Source organism: Daejeonella sp. (assembly GCF_030695525.1).
Classification (GTDB): Bacteria; Bacteroidota; Bacteroidia; order Sphingobacteriales; family Sphingobacteriaceae; genus Daejeonella.
The window spans coordinates 1-19,358 of the sequence record NZ_JAUYSS010000009.1 but is presented as its reverse complement, the minus strand read 5'-3'; the positions used below and the strand labels follow the sequence as shown (position 1 = coordinate 19,358).

The following is a 19,358-nucleotide window of genomic DNA, read 5'->3' as shown; positions in this document are numbered from 1 at the left end:
TGGATGGTAGGATTTTAGGATTAATGGATTATTCTGGAATCAAAGCGTAACAATTGAAATTAAATTTCCTTCATTCTCAACTCTCCATTCTCCATTCTCAACTAACTTACTGCTCCCTACTCCTATCCCCCTGCATAATCTGCTGAATAAGAGCACCCCAGGCAAAAGGGTTCAGCAAAGGATTGGCTAAGCGCTGGTTGATATTTTTATTGACGAGTTGGTTATGATTATTCTGAAAATTGAAACTTTGCATTTCTGCCCCATCCCGTGGAAGCGTAGCGATCATAGAAGCCAAACTCTCCCGGGAAAGATTCTTTTTAGCTATTTCCAGGTCATCATCCGCAAACTTCATGGTCATAAATTCCCTTTTGAACTCATCTGTACTTGCCCAGGGATAGACTCTTACCATTGGAAGATTAATTGATTCCTGCTGCATTTTCATCAATACGGTATACTTGCTATCATCCAGCCCGGTAGGTATGATAAGTGCCTCCCTTCTGTAACCTACAGCTGTAAAAGCAAGTGTATCACCCTCATGGGCCACAAATGAAAAATATCCTTTATAATTTGCCGAATAATACTGATCCCTTCCGGTCAGGTTGGTAATGGTTACATAAGGCACTACCGTATTACTGTCACGGTTCATTATTATCCCAGAAAACTGCACGATTTTCCTCTCCCTAACCTGGGAAAACCCGGAGAGGCTGCAAAGTAAGCATATGAGGAATAACCAGTTTCGCATCAGTCAAAGTTAATAAAATCGTACCTCAGTGGTGTTAAATTATGTTAAATCATACAATTTTTACAGAAAAGAATCTGTAATTATTGTAGTCTTTCGGGTAAAACAGCAGCAGGATCATCCATGTCTGTCAGGTTTACTGCTTCAACAGCAGTAATTTCAGGAACTGCCCGTTTAATCGCCTGCTCAATACCTGCTTTAAGTGTCATGATACTCATCGGGCATGAGCCACAAGATCCCAAAAGACGTAATCGCACAATATTTTCAGGAGTTATTTCCTCAATTGATACGTTCCCGCCATCTGTTTCAAGATAGGGTCGGATAGTGTCCAATGCAATTTCAACTCTTTTCAATAAATCCATGATATCGTATTTATATAAAGATACAAAAAATTTAAAAAATGCTATTTAACAGCATTCAGAATAGCTACCTGCTGAGCTACCCTTTCTGCAATCTGCATAAATACCGGACCCAGAATATTATCATCTTCCAGAATAACCGGTTTTCCAACATCCCCCGCATCACTGATACTCTTCACCAATGGTATTTCTCCTAAAAACGGGGCATTAAACTGTTCTGCCAGTGTCCTCCCACCATTCTTTCCAAATATATAGTACTTGTTTTCAGGCATTTCGGCAGGGGTAAAATAGGACATATTTTCAACCACCCCGATCAAAGGAATCTTGATAGAATCCATCAGGAACATTCCAACACCCTTGCGTGCATCGGCAAGTGCCACATTCTGTGGGGTTGTCACAATCACCGCACCTGTTACCGGGAATCCCTGAGAAACGGTAATATGAATATCACCGGTACCCGGGGGAAGGTCAACAATAAGATAATCCAGCTCTCCCCAGTCGGCATCATTGAATAACTGTTTTACAGCCGTTGAAACCATCGGTCCACGCCATGGCACAGGTTGGTTCGGATCAGTAAAAAATCCGATCGACAATAATTTTATTCCATATTTTTCAATGGGTTCAATTCTGGTCTGACCTTCCGCATTCTGAGATGCCTTTGGACGTGCACCTTCTACACCAAACATAATCGGAATAGAAGGACCATAAATATCTGCATCAATAAGTCCGACACTGGCCCCTTTCTTTGACAGACCGAGAGCCAGATTTACCGCTACTGTTGATTTTCCTACCCCACCTTTACCCGAAGCAACAACAATAATATTTTTAATGCCTGCCAGGCTTCTTTCGGGCCTGCTGGTTACCCTGGATGTCATATTGATCGACAATTCAACATCTTTGCTCACAAAATGACGGATTGCATTCTTACAGGCATTTTCGAGCATAGCTTTCATCGGACAAGCCGGGGTGGTGAGAACGACCGAAAAGCTAAGCTTATTCCCATCGATCTTGAGATCTTCAATCATATTCAGACTAACCAGATCTTTTTTAAGATCCGGATCCTCAACATGACGCAACGCATTGTATACTTGTTCCTGTGTGATCATTTTTGAATATAAAGGAGAGATTATTTTTACTAAGTTTATCGCAAATCTACTAAAAGCGGAAGGCTTATTGCTATAGACTTGAGGTTTTTACAGTTAACTGACCTGTAAGACCGGTGTTTCAAACTTTAATACCTTATCTTTCCATTTAGTGGAGAATTCAGCCCATGCAGATACCCGAAAAATACTATAAAATAATCAGTATTGCTTCAATCAGCCTTCTGGTACTACTATTGATTGGAGGTGCGATTGCCTATACAAAACGTGAGGCATTACTTAGCACTGCGATCAAAAAGGCAATCAGCAAGGCTGATAAAGAGTATGATCTGGAACTCAAAATAGAGAGTGCGGGCTTTGTCGGATTAAGCAGTGTTAGTTTTAAGAATATTACCCTGGTTCCCCGTGGCAGGGATAGCCTGGCCCGAATCCTCAATTTGCGGATAGGCGTAAAATTATTCCCTTTAATTTTTGGGGATATCAAACTTTCGGAAATTAAACTCGACCGGGGTATGATCAATCTGATAAAAAGAGATACCGTTAGTAATTATGATTTTATTTTTCGGAAAAAAAAATCGGATGAACCCAAAGAAAAAGCCGAACTGGATATCGCCAGTCTGGCGAACAGCCTCATCAACCAACTGCTATATAAAATTCCTGATGATATGGATATCAGGGATTTTGAGATTAAATTCAGGGATGATTCAGGTTCGGTTAGTTTATTCACCCGTAGTGCAACTATTGATGGCGGGGATGTCAACTCGACCATTCTTGTAAATCAAAATGAGTCAGTCTGGCATGTGGAAGGAACTGTGGATCCGGGCGATAAACAACTGAATGTGAAGCTTTTCGCTGATAATAAAAAAGTTGAATTACCCTATCTTGAGAAAAAATTCGGGCTTAAACTGAGCTTTGATACTGCAATGACTGAGATGAGAGGGCTTACCCGAAGTGGGAGTCAACTAGAAGTAAACGGCTCCTGGAGAGTTAAAAATCTTCTGGTAAATCATTCGAGGATTGCGGGGAATGATATAATTGTTCAGGATGCATCTCTGGATGCAGATATGGTGTTTGGAAAGAACTTCGTTGCAATTGACAGCACATCGACCTTTCATCTCAAGAAAATTAAGATACACCCCTTCATAAAATATACGCTTAGCCCATCAAAAATTTACGAGCTGAAACTCCATACAGAAGAGATTGATGCACAGGAGTTAATGAATTCATTCCCTCAGGGTCTCTTCGAATCGCTGGAGGGAATACAAGTGAAGGGAAAACTGCAATACGACCTCAATTTTCATCTTGATTCTCAAAATCCGGACAGTGTGATTTTTAATTCTAGATTAAGGAATGATGGATTCAAAGTTCTCAAATGGGGTAAAACCAATCTTCAAAAGATTAACAGTACCTTTGTCTATACCCCCTATGAATATGGTAAGCCCATGCGGGATATTATTATCGGTCCCGAAAACCCCAATTTTGTCCCGATCGATCAGATTAGTCCAAATTTAAAGAATGCTTTATTGACTGCAGAAGATCCTTCGTTCTATAGTCACAATGGTTTTGTCGAGGAATCTATCCGAAGTTCCATTATTACTAATTTTAAAGCCAAGGCCTTCAAAAGAGGAGGAAGTACAATTTCGATGCAGCTTGCAAAGAATGTTTACCTGAACAGGCAAAAAACTCTGGCCAGAAAGATTGAGGAAATCCTGATTGTCTGGATCATGGAAAGCGGCAAGCTATCGAGTAAGCAGCGAATGTTTGAAACCTATCTTAACCTGATCGAATGGGGAAGAAATGTTTATGGGATTGGCGAAGCATCACGTTATTATTTTGACAAGTATCCTTCAGAACTCAACATCGGTGAAGGAATATTCTTAGCAAGCATTGTTCCAAGGCCTAAATCAGGTCTTTACAGGTTTGAAGGCGATGGCAGCTTGAGGTCGGGACTTTCTTCTTATTTCAACTTCATTGGAGGAATAATGGCCAGACGAGGCTTGACAGAACCGGATAGCACCGGCTATGGTTTCTGGAATGTCAGGTTGAAGGAAAGCCTGAGATCGGGACTACCTATGGCTGACTCACTTATTGTAGATAGTCTGCTGATTGATGATGAATCGGAGGATAAAGAAACCTTCCTGCATGAGATCTTTGGCAGAAAACAGCCGGATACAATCCATGTTAAAGAACTAAATAAATTAAGGATAATACCCAAAGACACGACTGTAATAAATACACCAAGCCGTAAAGAAAGAAGGGAACAGCGAAAAAATGAGCGGGATTCCAAAAATAATAATCAATAATCACTAACCTTATATTTAAATTTATACCATGAGGATAGAAATTGATGAGAAGAATTTTGAGCTGATACTGGGATTGGATCAGATCGAAAAGAGAATCCGTTTATTGGGTATCCAGTTAAATGTTGATTTTGAAAACCGGATTCCGGTATTTGTTGGTGTTTTAAATGGAAGTTTCATCTTCCTCGCTGATTTGATGAAGGAAATCAGTATTGCTTCTGAGGTTACTTTTGTGAAAGTATCTTCCTATAAAGGAACTAAGAGCAGTGGAAAGGTTAAAGAAGATATGGGACTACAAATGTCATTAAAAGACAGGGATGTGATCCTTGTGGAGGATATCGTTGATAGTGGTACAACCCTTAGTTATCTTCTGGACATGATCTACAAAGAAAAACCGGCCTCCATCAGTGTCTGTACCCTACTGATGAAGCCTAAATCATTAAAAATGAAATTTAAGGAGATCAGCTATATAGGTTTCGAAATACCTGATGATTTTGTAGTTGGGTTCGGGCTTGATTACAATGGATTAGGCAGAAATCTTAATGATATTTACCGGGCAGTTGGACCAGGAAAATAATCAAATCACTAAAGCCCTTTAATTCTAAAATCGTAATTTCGCTGCGAAATGAGCTATAAAAAAATGACCATACACAAGGAGGGCTATACGTCAATAGCACTTTGTATTCTATTTATATTCGTCTTAAATGCTGTTGTAAACTTTCTTCTTCCGGAAACAGTATGGTTCCGCTGGATCATTTATATCCTTTCATTTGCCTTGTTTGTTATTATTCTTCAGTTTTTTAGGAACCCCTATATCGAGGTCTTAAAGAATGAAGAACATGTCATTTGCCCTGCGGATGGCAAGGTGGTGGTCATTGAGGAAACTGAAGAAACCGAATATTTAAAAGACAGAAGAATCCAGGTATCTGTATTTATGTCGCCAATAAATGTTCATGTCAATAGAAATCCAATTTCCGGGATCGTGAAATATTTCAAATATCATCCAGGTAAATTTCTTGTAGCATGGCATCCTAAATCATCCACAGAAAATGAACGTACTACTGTAGTTATTGAAAATAAGCAGGGAGTGTCTGTTTTGTTCAGGCAAATAGCAGGAGCATTAGCAAGAAGAATTGTATGCTATTCTCAGGAAGGCCAGACCGCAGAACAGGGAGAGGAGTTCGGCTTTATAAAATTTGGTTCAAGGGTTGACGTTTTCTTACCTTTGGGAACAGAAATAAAAGTCGGATTGGGAGAAGTGGTAAAAGGTGGAATCACCGTTCTGGCTCATTTAAAGAAATAAATTAACCAATATAAACATGAAAATTTATCAGGATTTTTAGCAATCGCATTCCTTGCAGGAACATTATCTCTAAGTGCTCAGGACCAGCCAAAACAAGACAAAAAAACGGCAGATAAAAAAGAAAGCAAAATGTGTGGTAAGGATTGTAAAATGAGCTGTTGCAAATCTAAATCAGCAGAAAAGGGTTCAAAAGCACCTGAGAAAAAGAATTAATTTTAAATCAGTCTTTTTAAAACGTAAAACGGCAATTTTTTAATAAGAAATTGCCGTTTTAATTGTTTGGTATTGTTAAAATTGAGTGATTTTCTCTCATTTTGGAAAGCAAGGTCTGTATTTCTTCGGTCATAGCAGTCCCGTGTTCTGCCGTAGTTTTTGTCCATAAACTTCTTTGTAATATTAAATTCTGCCCGGCCAAAAATCTACAGCAGCCACCCGGGTTTATTTCAAATAGCAAATGGTCCTTTTGCCTGGCTGCCCTTCCCATGAAATGCATCTCCGGGTAAAATAAACCTTACCGGAGGAATAGCTTCCAGATAATTGGAAGTTTGAGAAATAACATTTCCCTGTGGTTGGTGTTATCACCACAGGTGTTCGGAAGACTTGAAGTTATCCCCTTAAGTGGGAAAAAAGCGATATTTTCCATTGTTAAGATGGTTGATTTTTGTATTGTGGAAGTCAATCAGGTAAGCTTCTCAAGGTAGGATATCACCTGCAAGCCGGTGACACGGCGCATCTGCGGCAATTGAAATTCACCGTAGGGCTTTCAAACCTTCTCATCGCTGTGCATTTCTTTAATGACCAAACCCATAACAGCGAAAATGTAGCTTTAAAAGAGGCGATTTTAGCTCTGGAACCTGAAAATACGGAAAAAATAAGAGTGTTTGACCGCGGTATAACAGCTCGGAAAACATACGATGAATTTATAGAAAAGAACATCCCTTTTGTGTCACGTTTTAACATAAAGAGTAAGAGGCAGACCGTGAGTGATAATCAAGTACTCCAACCCATTGATACAGATACATTGTCTATATATAGCGATAGTTGGGTCTATCTATTCTCAGAAAGAGCAAGGGCGAAGTATCCTTTAAGATGTATTGAGTCAACCCGTAAAGAGACAAATGAACACCTCGTATTTATAACAAATATCAAAAAACTACCTGCACAGGATATCACATTACTGTATAAGCGCAGGTGGGATATTGAAGTCTTCTTCAAATTCCTGAAGCAGGAACTGAACTTTGCACATTTAATCAACCGAAGCTAAAATGGCATTAAAATCATGCTGTATTGTACCCTTATTGCATCTATCTTACTCTTGGTTTACAAAGAGATGAATCATCTAAAGGGATACAAAATCATGAAACAACGGTTTGTCGACAACCTGGAATAATGCTTATTAAAAGACTTCGTACAGATGTGTGGTGGTGACCCCGATTTAGTAGAAATAAACTTAAAATCACCTCCTTCCTGATCTTCCGAACACCTGTGGTGATAACACCTACCAATGTGATATGTTCGTGCTTGGTACGGAGAACACCGACCAGAGGGGAACAATAAACAGATTGTTTCTACCTTGAATATGTGGAACTCAATCAGGATTAAAGTATACTCGACATCATGTTTTTAAACCACATAGAAACATAGCATTTCATAAACGCTAGCCTTATTTGTAGACACGCATAGCCTTGAAGCTAAGCTTCAACCTATGTGATGCAACATCCTATGTTTCCTTTAAAGTATAAAATAAGTCAAACTATGTGGTTAGATATTTATTTGTCGTACTCATATTAAACTATCTCAGCTCCACCAGGAGGTTTTTCACCAACATATTCATGAAAAACCGTTCGGGATGGGAAAGCAAAATCAGCTCCATTTTCGGCTACAATTACCATGATCTTATAATTTAGATCCTGCCGGATACGCATATACTCATTGTAATCAACAATTTGAATAAAATAGAGCACCTGTATGTTCAAAGAGGACTCTCCAAAAGAATCGAAAGTTACCAAAGTATCATCACTCGTTGCCGGATGATCATTCACAATCTGTTGCACCTCATCCGATATTTTCTTCATCACTTCAACAGAAGTATCGTACCTAAGGCCAATATTGAATTTCATCCGCCGGAGATTCCGAAGACTTAAATTTTCCAGGGGACTATCTACCATTTTCTTATTGGGAATAATAACCAGGGTTTTATCCAGGGTACGAATAATTGTACTTCTAAAGCCAACCTTCTCAACTGTTCCTTCATAGTTTTCAATTCTGATCAGATCCCCCACCACAAAAGGCTTGTCAGCAAAAATGGTAAAAGATCCCAGCAGATTCTGAAGGCTATCCTGAGCGGCCAAAGCCACCGCAATACCACCAATACCAAGACCAGCAATAATCGTGGCCACATTGAGGTTGAACACAGAACCCAATACCACAAAAAAAGCAAAAATAACGGTTACGATCTTAGAAAGTTCCTTAATAAAAGGAACCATTTGATCATCAGATTTGGATAAAGTTAATGAAGCTTTATATTTATAAACATTTGCGATAAAATCTATAATCCTTAACAGGATCCAGAAGGCTGAAATAACAAAAAGCAGTAAAAAGAGTTTATCTACAACTTGTACAAACTTTAACTCATATAGCGTTGCAACGTTATTAATGAGATTTGTCCTCCTGAATATTACTTCATTGAGTGGATAATCTAATTGATTAATAGACAAATATATGATAACCAGTATGATGAGGACCTCTACAGGTTTTAATAGCATTTCAATAAACACTTTTGGTTCTGTATTCGGTTCAAGCCTTTTGAATAACATGAACATTAATCTGTTCAATAATTTGGAGAACACGCGCTTCAATAATAACCCCAAAAGCAGGATAGCAGAAAAATACAGATAGTTTCTAAGGCTGTTACCAAAAAAAATTTGTTCAAGAAACTCGGTATTCATGATATATAAATTAGCAAATGAGAGAATGAGTTAATGAGCAAATTGATATCTCGTTCCATTTAAAAATAATAGAATAAAACGGGATATAATTAATATTCGCCTTTTTATAGCATTCAAAAAAGCTTACAAACAAAAAAGCCTCCCGAAGATTATTCGGGAGGCGATAATATATTAAAAAATTACACTCTTTTAGACTTGATACGAGCTGCCTTACCGGTAAGTTCACGCAGATAGAACAATTTCGCTCTGCGAACTTTACCATGACTATTTATGTCAATTTTATCGATGTTAGGAGAATTAACAGGGAAGATACGCTCTACACCTACTCCGTTTGACATTTTACGTACAGTAAAAGTTTCATTCACACCCACACTATTACGCTGGATAACAACACGCTGATAGATCTGGATACGTTCTTTATTTCCTTCGCGAATTTTATAGTGAACACTAACTGTATCACCAGCTTTGAATGCAGGAACCTGCTTTTTAACTGCAGCCTGCTCTTCAACAAATTTTACTAAATCCATGATTTTAAGCTCTTAATTCGATTTTTAGCCCGTAAAAATCGGAGTGCAATATTAGGAAAAATTTTTTACTTAAAAAAGTTTGTTATGATATTTTTAGATTTTAATTTATCTGAGTGAATCGCCAAATAGTAAAGCCTGTTTATTCCAGCAAATCAGGCCGGCGCTTTTTAGTGCGCTCCAGAGCCTGCTCATGCCTCCATTCATTTATCGCAGATTCGTGTCCGCTCAATAGAATATCAGGCACCTTGTGCCCCTGCCAGTCGGCCGGACGGGTATAAACCGGCGCATCGAGCAGTTCTCCCTGAAATGAATCGGATAAAGCTGATGTTTCGTCATTCAATACACCAGGCAGTAACCTGACAATGCTATCCACCAAAACCGCAGCAGGTAATTCACCTCCCGAAAGAACATAATCCCCGATCGAGATTTCCCTGGTCACAAAAATATCCCTGATCCTCTGGTCGATACCCTTATAATGACCTGCCAGAATGATCACATTTTTTTTATCTGAAAGTTCATTGGCCATACTCTGATTGAGCGTCTCACCATCGGGTGTCATGAAAATAATCTCATCATAATCACGCTCTGATCGTAGTTTTTCTATACAATTAGCAAAAGGTTCAATACTCATCACCATTCCGCTGCCACCACCATACTGATAATCGTCAACCGATTTTTGCTTGTTGTTTGAATAATCACGAAGATTGTGAACATGAATTTCTGCAAGTCCCTTTTTCTGAGCCCTCTGTAAAATTGAATGGGCAAACGGGCTTTCAAGCAGGTCGGGCAATACGGTAATGATATCAAAACGCATAAGGCAAAGATAGGAAGGAGAATTGAGTATTGAGTATTGAGTATTGAGATATGGGAACTTAGTGCAAATACGAAATCGTGTCAAATTGGGAGAGCAAAATTAATTTGTTTCGGCTTTGTGTTTACTGGCCTGAGATAGATTTGTGTGTGTACCATCTTTGCGAGTAAAAAAATTTTAGAAATTCTAACAGAGAAATGACATTGAGTTGTCCCCGCGTTGTGCGGCCTTCACTTGTATGTGCTTTTTGCCTGTGACAGGTATAAGGTCGTGGCATCCGCCACGATGACAATCAGTATTAATTATTGAGGAGATTGCTTCACTACGTTCGCAATGACAAAATGCTTTACCCATTACCCGAACAATTGTAATTTAACAGTATTTTCATTTCGGATGTCATTGCGGCAGGCCTGTCAGCCCAATTAGGTGAGCCTCCTCCAAAATGAATTACAATTAAGTCATTTGATCAAAATCCTATAGCTTTAAGCTCTTTTCTTCAGCTTATTAATCCAGATCAGCGTACCCGTTACCGGCAGACTCGTAGCAATTAAACATGCCAGAAAATAAATGATCTTAGAGAACTTCCCATAAACATCCCCCACATGCAAAGCTTTTATGGAGTTAGAAACGCGTTCATTAAATGGTTTTTCGGAAAAAATCTCTGTTTTTATCGGTGCTGAAGTGTATTGATCGAGATAGATTTTATCTGCTGCTACAGGAGCAAAAAATCCGGTCTTCGTTTTATTAATCAGTACTGCATCTGCTGAGTCGGCTGGAATACTGATAGTCAGATCACCCTGATAATCAAGGGTTTTATTCGCTGATTTAATATAATCTATAAGTAATACCTGTTTTAATCCATTATTGTAAGTAGTATCCGATTGGGGTGTTTCAGGTTTAGGGGCATCTGCTGATTGGTAGGTACCTAACGTCTTTCTCAGACCGGTTCTATACCATTCGAAAGACCATTGCGGGCCGGTTATACCCATCAGAAACAAAAAAAGGCAGCTGTAAAAACCCAAACTATTATGAATATCGTGATTCACCCGCTTCCAGTTTGCATTCCATTTTATTTTCAAACCCTGTTTCCAGTTTCTGATTTTTTGAGGAAACCAGATGATGATACCAGTTATGACTCCCAAAGTAAACAGTATTGTTGCGGTTCCGCTGATATAGCTGCCCAGCTTCTTGTTTGGTAATTCTCCGATAAGTGGTTCTTCTATCCTGTCGAGTAATAACCAGCGATGCAAACTGAACATCGTTTGCATAAATTCAGAAACAGCGTTTTTGTCAGCGCTGCTTCCCAATATTTTTCCGGAATAGGGGTTAACCCAATACTGAATTCGAGGAGAAGGTGGGGTTGATTTTTCATTACCGCTCGGTCCGGTATTTCCTGTAGATTCCTCCGGCTTCATGACAGTCAGTACGTAGCTTCTTTCAGGATCAGCAGGAATCTTAATACTGATTACCTTCCCGCCAGTTTCAACACTCACAATCTCACTCAATTTATCTGCTGAAATTCTTTGTGAATCCCCAACTCTTTTAACCTTGTAAAGTTCCGGACTGGATAATTCCCTGATCTCCGTATTAAACACATAGATAGTTCCTGTCATACAAATCAGCAACACAATGATACCGCTTGGTAATCCGATCCAGAGGTGGATATCATTCAGAAATTTGCGCAATTTAGGCCAGGCAGCTTCGGTTTTTTGTTGTTTCATTGATTGTTTGGATCTATCCTGTTTCAGAACTTTAAAAGAATAGTAGGAAAAGCCACATAGCTCGTGAAAATCTTAATGTCACTATTCTTATTTAGACTTGTTCTATATTGGGACAAAAATAGAAATAGAAAGTGGGTTTCAAAATTTATTTAGAATAATTCTAATTAATAATATTGACAAAAACTCAAACGTAAATTTGGCCTAAGCCACAGTTAGACTACTGCATGGAAGGAAATGGAAGCTTCGAATATTTAAAAACACTTTCTAATCGAAATGTTTGATATATAAATAAAAAAGATATAGCTCAGTTACAAGAAATTAAAACTCAACATGGCAGAACCCGACTGAACCCTGCCATGTTAAATCTTAGAAGCCAGTTGTCGTAGTAATGGTTGTCGTATCTACAGTACCACCGCTACATGGAGTAGCCGATCCATTCTTTTTGAACAAAACGACCATTTTCGATTTGATCAGTCTCGTTGTTTTTTTTCTTTTTTTCATGATTTCATGTTTAGTGTTTCAGAAGTTAAAAAGACCTTTTCAAAACTGAAAATTTATTACACCAGGGTAGATTTACTGTAGATGAACTAGTATATTGCAGTGAAATGGACGAAAATTCAGCTCTGAATTCTAAGAGGTTTTGGAATAATACTTCAAAACACCTATTGGGATGGTCAATTTTTATTACCTATGAGATAACCTATATATACCTAATGACTGGGGTAGCCGATCTCAATAACTATGCCCTGAATTATACCTTAAACATCATCCTCTTTTATTTTAATGCCCATGTTCTCTTTAATTACTCTACGCGTAAATTTAAAAGAGCAGCCTTTATAACTATCCTTCTTGTAATGGCTGAGATTGCGCTCTTCGTTGCGCTTAAATACCCTATCAATTACCTGGTTCTGGGGGATGAGTTCATGCCAAAATCTGTTGATGAGTTTAAAAAATCTGTTTTCAGTAATGCGATGCGAACCTTCTATATTTTGGGTTTTAGCACTGCCTATTGGTTTGCAATGCAAACCAATAAACGAAACCGCAGAATCAGTGAACTTGAAAACCAGAGACTTATTGAACAAAACGAAAAAATAACCTTGCAGAAAAACCTGCTCCAGTCCCGCAATGCATACCTGCAGGCACAGGTTAACCCCCATCTCCTATTCAATACCCTCAACTTTATGTACAATACCTCGGTAAAGGTCTCCGAAAAACTAGCTGAAACAGTGATGAACCTTTCCGATATGATGCGCTATGCACTTACGAGTATTGATGAGGACGATAAAGTACCTTTGGAAAAAGAAATTGAACATATTCACAATTATCTGCGCTTAAACCAAACCCGCTTTAATGATAAGCTTTGTGTCGACTTTATTGTTATAGGCAGTCCTCAAAACCTGAGAATTATTCCCTTGGCCCTGATCACTCTGGTGGAAAATGTATTCCAATATGGTGATTTACAAGATCCCGAAAACCCTGCCTTTATCAACATTAATATTCATGATGGCAGGTTGGAGCTAGAACTGAAGAACAATAAGCGGACTAACCGCCGTAGTCACGGTCATGGAACCGGTATCCGGAACCTCAGGGAGAGACTGGATATCTACTACCCCGGTATGTACTCCTTTGATATACAGGAAAAAGAGAACAGCTACGCTTTAAAACTTATATTAACCCTAAATCAATAAATTATGTTTACATGCTACGTTGTCGATGATGAGCCTCATGCTATTGAAACTTTGGTATCGTATATAGAAAAGGCTCCCGGACTGGAATTACTGGGCTCTTCAACTAACCCACTGGAGGCTCTTAACCTGATCAACACCTCTGTTCATCCGGATATTACATTTCTGGATGTGGATATGCCCCAGCTTTCAGGGCTGGATCTTGCCGGATTGATCAGCGATCGTACTGCGGTAATTTTTACTACTGCATTCCCCAATTATGCACTGGGAGCATTTGAAAAAAATGCAGTCGATTATCTGTTAAAACCTATTTCCTTCGAACGCTTCTTAAGCTCAGTAAAAAAAGTAAGCGGGCACCTAAGAGCTCATATTCAGGATCCGGTAAACGACCATATTTTCATTAAGGCGAATATCAAAGGCAAGGTCACGCGGCTTAATTTTACGGATATTGTTTACGTTGAATCCATCAAAAATTACGTGATCATTTATACCGAAGAAGGAAAAATGATTACCTACTTAACCATGAAGGAACTGGGGGCAGCGCTCCCACCCGAAAAGTTTTTCCGGGTCCATAAATCCTTCATGGTGAATTCAGAAAAAATTAAAACGGTGAATGGCGTTAACATTCTGCTTCAGAACGATGTGACGATTCCCCTTGGGCAAATGTATAAAACCGCATTACAGGATTACATTAATGCAAAACTGGTACGCTCATCGCGTCTGCCCTGATACCGTTTCTGGCTTGTTCTGACAAATAATGGCGAAGGCAGAGATAGTAAATTACGAGTTCCTTTTTACGCTGTTCAGCACTGAATATTCGATTCATGTGCATATGAAGTAAATCTGAGGCAAGTTTTGCTTTGCGCGAATATTCAGTTCTGTTCAATTCTTCATTCAATAAACTGAGGTTTTGTTTGAAAGAACCCCATTTACTTTTATCGGCACTGCTTAAAAAGCAAGGCCCTTCAACTTTTAGTTGCCTGATCATGCGCTGGTGTTCACGGTATTTTTTGTTCAGATCTTCCCGCAGCTGTTTTTCAAAGCCATGTTCAGCCATCAGGTTAGTACATATATTTTCCAGAAGGATAATACGTGATGTTAAACTGATCCTGAATGCATTGAGCAGCAGATCTGTGCTAAGCACAGCAAAGCCAACAGTACGGAGTTCATCAGCACCACCCTTAAGATGTGCTGTTACCAATTCACTGCTGCTCATGAATGCCCGTTCGGCACTCTCCATAGTTTTTGCACCATAACGTTCAATCTCGCGATTATAAGTGTCCAATAATACACGATTGATCAATCCAATCTCAACTAAAGGCTTCAACACGCGATTAAATGTGCCCGTGATATCCTTTATAACCTCATTTTTCACCTTCAGACGAATACGAAGGTGATGACCCTGCTCATAGTACCTTATAAAGAACCACTGCTCAATTTCACCACACCTTATGTATTTTTTTATTAAAGGATATATTTTTCCCAGTAACAAATCATTAGCATTTTGCGGCGCACAATAGATCTTAAAATAAAGCCACTCATCCCCTGGTATAAAACCCCTTCGAATATTTTTTGAATTTTGATAGGACGTGACTGAATATGTATAACTTCTCTCCTTACAGCTAAGACTGGCTACAAACTGGTGGACAAATACTTCTCCCTTTTCATTTCTGAGAATTGCAGATTCCTCATCGGGCATAAAGAATTCTTCCAGTTTAATACGTGCTAAATTTCCTACTTCAGACAGAAATATAGCTATTCCGGCAGGGTCATTCATGTCAAATACCAGATATCTGTCGGCACTGCTCAATGCGAAAAATCTGCTGATACCCCTTGTTTCTGCAATCAGTTTGAATGTTTCATAAGAAGCCAGTCCTTTAAGTTTGGGAAGTTCTTCCTGCTTTAAGATCCAGGTTGCCGGACTCAGGATACATCTTTTATATTCAATTCGGGGATAGTACTCAAGTCCGGGTAAGAGGCTCTACACATGTAGACCCCAATTGACGGCAAGGCCCTGGTATTGCAGATCACAGAGAAACCTGAATACAGGAAGTTCACTTCGGTGATGATTATAAGCAGTACTCAAACGCGGTATAACCCGTTTATTGAGACGTGCAGAGCGAATGATCACTTCGCCACGGTAAACAGACACATAGAGATCATTCAATGCGATTACCTGCTCAGGTGGGAGAGTAGAATGAACCAGAACAGGGATCTCATAATCCCGGGTATGTTCACGTGTATTAATATTTGCGGCATGCTCATCCGAAAAACAGGCTATTTCTGCAAATATCACCTCTTTATTCTGTTCCTGCTCTGTATCAGCCAGAGCATTCACCTGTTCCCTTAGTTCCTCATCAAATGCGGTAAACCTGCCCGTTAATGTGCTACCACATGCGCCTCCAGCCTCTTCAATAAAAACCTTATCCTGAAAAATCCTGAACATGATTGAAATACCCGGTGGGTATTTCCCTTTCAAGGAAATGGGTAATCCTGCAAGATCCTTATCCGAAATTAAAATAGTCTGATTTTCTTTGACCGCCATACAGATTTTTCGCATCAGGAGTTCCTGCAAGGGGCCCCATAGTATCTGCTTGTTTTCTATAGCTGCTGTAAAGCTTATTCCTTTTAACAAATCACTTGCATCCATACTTTGTTCAAGCTGGCCGTAACCGATGCCTCCTTCAGGATCAAGCGCCAAAAGGAGTGGGATCTCACGGTCTTCAAAACGTGCGATATATTCCTTTTTAAACTCACTTATTGCGCTGGCTACCCCATTCTGCTGCATCCTGTCGAGGCAATAGAGCCCTTCAAGCAGGATTCCCTGATAATCATTGTTCAAAGATCCTTTCACAGTGCGTTGGAAATTGACATAAAAGGGATGTCTTAAATTTTCACACTCCTTTAGATAAGGATTTACAAGCCTATCGAGTCCTGCTACATCCACATCTGCAGGAAGTCTAATCTCATCAAGGACTCTGGTAAAAGTGCTCAGGTCAGCATTTTCTGACAGTTTAGCCAACCGCTTCAGATAAGCTTCTCCTGTGACATTTGGCTGAAAAGAGTTTGATATCAGTTCCTCCGCTATCATTTCCCGGAAAAGTTCCTCTGCCTCTTCCTCTCCGATAAGTTCCGTTAAAAAAGAATAAAATTCATCCTTACTTACCCCATTTTGACTTAAACGCATCAGTCTGCTTAACAGATGGTTCTTTTCGATAGCAGCAATGCCCTGGCTCTGCTGATCCTTTTCTCCACTGTTTATCGTTTTAATGTATCTCAATTCTTTCCCAAAGGTATACAGGCTTGGATTCGAATAATAGATCATACGGTCACTTTCTTCACTATTGGCAAAGCTCCCGGCCAGTCTGACGCTCAAGCGAAAATCGGCCCGGACATGCAGCTTCTCTTCAGCACTTATACAAATACCATTCTTATTCCCGGACCAGAAAACAGTAGAAAATGCAGAACACATTCCAAACGGTGTAGAACGGTAACACATTCTGTTAAAATATTTAAACAGACTCTGACGGCTGCGTTCATTCATCCTTTCACATCGAAAATCTTTTACCTCAGCCTGCCTGTAGAGGTCCACGCTGGCAAAATATAAAGCCGAACGAAAAAAGTGAGTATCCAGTACTTCCTGTAGCTTCTCCATTCCAAAAGTCTTGAAGCTGAATACGGGCGCTCTTAAAAATAATAACGGACCAAACTTGTATGGAAGCATGTCCTAATATAATCTATCTGGAAGGGAAAAAGCAAATCATGAAATTTAAAAAACCGCTCTTAAGATATCAAAAATGGGCTTTTTATCACTGGAATACCAGAGTTCATCTAGGTGATGAGACTGTGTAGATAGAGAATAAGATTGTATGGAACTATTTTTTGCTTAATAAAATTCAAGGCTATACATTTTTGTCTTATGCCCCTCCAAAAAAGGGGCAGCTTGATGCCTGAGAAATTTGAAGTTCAATGGAAATCAAATCTTTCCCAGGTCTATTCAAAAAACACTAAATACTTAATTTATATACTCCATCCTCCTTTGTGAATATACAATAAGCCCATTGGTGTAATATCCTTAAATGTGTCCTGATGGGCTTATAATTTCGCCCTCGTCTTATGAACAGTCTCTTTTACAGGTCAGACTGAGCTTATAAAGCTATTTAAAGACATGGATTTTCAAAACGCCGAATGAGCGCGAAGGCTAATGATTACATTTTTTCAGCATGAACTATCCATTTTATGGCTCAATGCTTTACCTGATAAAATTTAGTCCCTCAAACCCAACTGACGTTTCTCTTAAAAACAATACAGCTATCATGGATTATGAAACCTACCTTGAAAAAACAAATTATTTGCTTGAAATGTGCAGTAAAGGGCGCCTGATATCCTTGGAGGAAGCCGCCAATAAATTCGGATGCGCCACCCGAACCATCAGCCGGATGCTGGCCCGCCTGCGAAGGCAGGGTCATCCCATCCATTACGACCGGACTATCAAGAGATTTGTTCTGAAAGAGGATTTTCTGCCATAAACCCATAGTCGGTTTATGTTCGCTTGCTGGTGCGCACGTGTCGTGCGTTCCACTAAGCAATCCCAATCTTAAACAATTACGGTTCTCCAATATAAATGGCACCTAACACCTTTGCCGCAATGGGCTTGGGGTGATAGGCTTAGGGCCTTTAATAGTTTGTTTAAAAGAAAATTTTGCTATGAACTTTTCATTATTCTAATTTCTTAAGCCCTAATGCCTATAACCTAACCCCCACCTTCATTCTACCAAATATACCTCGCCACCTTATAAACAGATCTTACCAATCGCCGTTTTCTGTATACCCCATCACCCTCTCTGCTGCCTTCGATATTTGTATTCCCCTCAACCGTAATTAACCAGGTTTCCCCCCACTGATCCACAAAACCAGCATGCGCAATGCGATTCTTTTCGGGAAAGAATATACCGAAGATATCCCCGGTACCGGGAGTTGTCAGTTGCCTGTTGCCAGTTATCTGTCTGGTAGGATAGGCGTATGCTTTACTCCAGATTATTTTAGCAAGCGGAAACAATTCCGGCGACCATGCCGTGCGCGGATTCTCAATCTCTGCCTGCCCAAAAACCCAGCAGATAAAAGCCGCGCACCAGGGCTGACCTCTTCCCAAATTCACATAGTGCAGATATTCTTCAACATGCGGACCGGTATTAATGCCTCGTTCACGGACACCAATTTGCGAATCGTAGATTTTTTTTAAGCTTAGTTGCCGGAATCTGAGGCCTGTTACCAGTTGCCTGTTATCCGTTGTCAGGAAGGCAGATTTCGCTCCAAGTAAAACTCCTTCCTGATACCCTTTCTGCATTGGGCCTAGGGTGATGGGCGTTGAGCTTTGAGTGGTTTGTTTAGAAAATTCCGCTTCCCCCTTTCTGCTTTCATCTTTCAGCTTTAAGCTTTCCCCTTCCCAGGCAACTAAATAATCCCTGCCAGCGTAGCCACAAATGAATACAGCAGCAGCAGATAAAATCCCAAATAGATAATTACTTTTTGCCATGGTAGTAAAGATTTAAAATTCTGTTCAAAATGTTCTTTGGAGTATTCAGCAAATACCGGCCAGATGATATTGATGAGCCACCAGGTCACTGCCTTAAAAGCAAGCAGTGACAGAATAGCCATGATCACCGCACTCAATGCGCCGGGATCGATTGGAGCAGACGTTATGTCGATCCACCTGGATAAGCCGGGAAAATACAGGAACAGAAAGAAGGCTGAAAAAATAAGCAGATGTTCCTTTTTTAAAATGTTTTGCGGTATACGCAAATTGATGAGCTGGTTCATAATTGTTCTTCTTTAGGTTTAACAAATTCCCTTGTACCCGGGTCT

At 39.6% G+C, this 19,358-nt stretch carries 17 protein-coding genes and 1 pseudogene; 7 read left to right on the top strand and 11 right to left on the bottom strand.

Going from position 1 to position 19,358, the window contains the following annotated elements:
• Window positions 1-106: 106 nt before the first annotated feature.
• The 3 genes from Q8S11_RS01255 to Q8S11_RS01245 all read right to left on the bottom strand — a co-directional run bounded on the left by Q8S11_RS01255 (window position 107) and on the right by Q8S11_RS01245 (window position 2,204).
• On the bottom strand, window positions 107-646 hold the full coding sequence (locus Q8S11_RS01255; protein ID WP_305660258.1) for a hypothetical protein: 540 nt from the start codon (window positions 644-646) through the stop codon (window positions 107-109).
• A 176-nt stretch (window positions 647-822) separates the two neighbouring features.
• Window positions 823-1,101, bottom strand: a complete 279-nt coding sequence (locus Q8S11_RS01250) for a NifU family protein (protein WP_305660257.1) — start codon at window positions 1,099-1,101, stop codon at window positions 823-825.
• Between the two features lie 41 nt (window positions 1,102-1,142).
• The gene (locus Q8S11_RS01245) at window positions 1,143-2,204 is read right to left on the bottom strand and encodes an Mrp/NBP35 family ATP-binding protein (protein ID WP_305660256.1); all 1,062 of its coding nucleotides are present in this window, start codon (window positions 2,202-2,204) and stop codon (window positions 1,143-1,145) included.
• A 164-nt stretch (window positions 2,205-2,368) separates the two neighbouring features.
• On the opposite strand from Q8S11_RS01245, the gene Q8S11_RS01240 reads away from it, so the two are divergent.
• The 4 genes from Q8S11_RS01240 to Q8S11_RS01225 all read left to right on the top strand — a co-directional run bounded on the left by Q8S11_RS01240 (window position 2,369) and on the right by Q8S11_RS01225 (window position 7,065).
• Window positions 2,369-4,501 carry a transglycosylase domain-containing protein gene (locus tag Q8S11_RS01240; RefSeq protein WP_305660255.1) on the top strand — a complete coding sequence of 711 codons (2,133 nt, stop codon included), beginning with the start codon at window positions 2,369-2,371 and terminating at the stop codon, window positions 4,499-4,501.
• A gap of 28 nt (window positions 4,502-4,529) precedes the next feature.
• A complete protein-coding gene (gene hpt / locus Q8S11_RS01235; protein WP_305660254.1) occupies window positions 4,530-5,075 on the top strand; it encodes a hypoxanthine phosphoribosyltransferase in 546 nt (181 codons plus the stop codon).
• 63 nt (window positions 5,076-5,138) lie between these two features.
• Window positions 5,139-5,801, top strand: a complete 663-nt coding sequence (locus Q8S11_RS01230; RefSeq protein ID WP_305660354.1) for a phosphatidylserine decarboxylase family protein — start codon at window positions 5,139-5,141, stop codon at window positions 5,799-5,801.
• A gap of 742 nt (window positions 5,802-6,543) precedes the next feature.
• Window positions 6,544-7,065, top strand: coding sequence for a transposase (locus Q8S11_RS01225; protein ID WP_305660253.1), 522 nt, complete (start codon window positions 6,544-6,546; stop codon window positions 7,063-7,065).
• Between the two features lie 523 nt (window positions 7,066-7,588).
• Here Q8S11_RS01225 and Q8S11_RS01220 read toward each other — a convergent pair.
• The 4 genes from Q8S11_RS01220 to Q8S11_RS01205 all read right to left on the bottom strand — a co-directional run bounded on the left by Q8S11_RS01220 (window position 7,589) and on the right by Q8S11_RS01205 (window position 11,808).
• Entirely contained in the window at window positions 7,589-8,749 is a 1,161-nt protein-coding gene (locus Q8S11_RS01220; protein WP_305660252.1) for a mechanosensitive ion channel family protein, read from the bottom strand.
• A gap of 179 nt (window positions 8,750-8,928) precedes the next feature.
• Complete coding sequence (gene rplS / locus Q8S11_RS01215; protein WP_305660251.1) at window positions 8,929-9,276, bottom strand: 50S ribosomal protein L19; 348 nt, start codon at window positions 9,274-9,276, stop codon at window positions 8,929-8,931.
• A 139-nt stretch (window positions 9,277-9,415) separates the two neighbouring features.
• Window positions 9,416-10,090 (bottom strand): tRNA (guanosine(37)-N1)-methyltransferase TrmD, encoded by a 675-nt coding sequence (trmD, locus tag Q8S11_RS01210; protein WP_305660250.1) that lies wholly within the window; start codon window positions 10,088-10,090, stop codon window positions 9,416-9,418.
• 479 nt (window positions 10,091-10,569) lie between these two features.
• Window positions 10,570-11,808 (bottom strand): PepSY domain-containing protein, encoded by a 1,239-nt coding sequence (locus Q8S11_RS01205; protein WP_305660249.1) that lies wholly within the window; start codon window positions 11,806-11,808, stop codon window positions 10,570-10,572.
• A 713-nt stretch (window positions 11,809-12,521) separates the two neighbouring features.
• Here Q8S11_RS01205 and Q8S11_RS01200 point away from each other — a divergent pair.
• Entirely contained in the window at window positions 12,522-13,496 is a 975-nt protein-coding gene (locus Q8S11_RS01200; protein WP_305660248.1) for a sensor histidine kinase, read from the top strand.
• Window positions 13,497-13,499: 3 nt separating this feature from the next.
• Window positions 13,500-14,222 carry a LytTR family DNA-binding domain-containing protein gene (locus Q8S11_RS01195; RefSeq protein WP_305660247.1) on the top strand — a complete coding sequence of 241 codons (723 nt, stop codon included), beginning with the start codon at window positions 13,500-13,502 and terminating at the stop codon, window positions 14,220-14,222.
• Here Q8S11_RS01195 and Q8S11_RS01190 read toward each other — a convergent pair.
• Both Q8S11_RS01190 and Q8S11_RS01185 read right to left on the bottom strand, forming a co-directional pair.
• A complete protein-coding gene (locus tag Q8S11_RS01190) occupies window positions 14,185-15,192 on the bottom strand; it encodes a thiopeptide-type bacteriocin biosynthesis protein (RefSeq protein WP_305660353.1) in 1,008 nt (335 codons plus the stop codon). The genes Q8S11_RS01195 and Q8S11_RS01190 overlap by 38 nt on opposite strands.
• A 66-nt stretch (window positions 15,193-15,258) precedes the next feature.
• Window positions 15,259-17,148 (bottom strand): annotated as a pseudogene (locus Q8S11_RS01185) (lantibiotic dehydratase family protein); the annotation flags it as partial.
• A 568-nt stretch (window positions 17,149-17,716) separates the two neighbouring features.
• On the opposite strand from Q8S11_RS01185, the gene Q8S11_RS01180 reads away from it, so the two are divergent.
• Window positions 17,717-18,022 (top strand): HTH domain-containing protein, encoded by a 306-nt coding sequence (locus Q8S11_RS01180; protein ID WP_305660246.1) that lies wholly within the window; start codon window positions 17,717-17,719, stop codon window positions 18,020-18,022.
• Window positions 18,023-18,264: 242 nt separating this feature from the next.
• Here the strand turns inward: Q8S11_RS01180 and Q8S11_RS01175 are convergent, their stop codons facing one another.
• Complete coding sequence (locus tag Q8S11_RS01175) at window positions 18,265-19,029, bottom strand: hypothetical protein (protein ID WP_305660245.1); 765 nt, start codon at window positions 19,027-19,029, stop codon at window positions 18,265-18,267.
• Entirely contained in the window at window positions 18,948-19,313 is a 366-nt protein-coding gene (locus Q8S11_RS01170) for a hypothetical protein (RefSeq protein WP_305660244.1), read from the bottom strand. The genes Q8S11_RS01175 and Q8S11_RS01170 overlap by 82 nt, the downstream gene beginning before the upstream one ends.
• Window positions 19,314-19,358 lie beyond the last annotated feature (45 nt).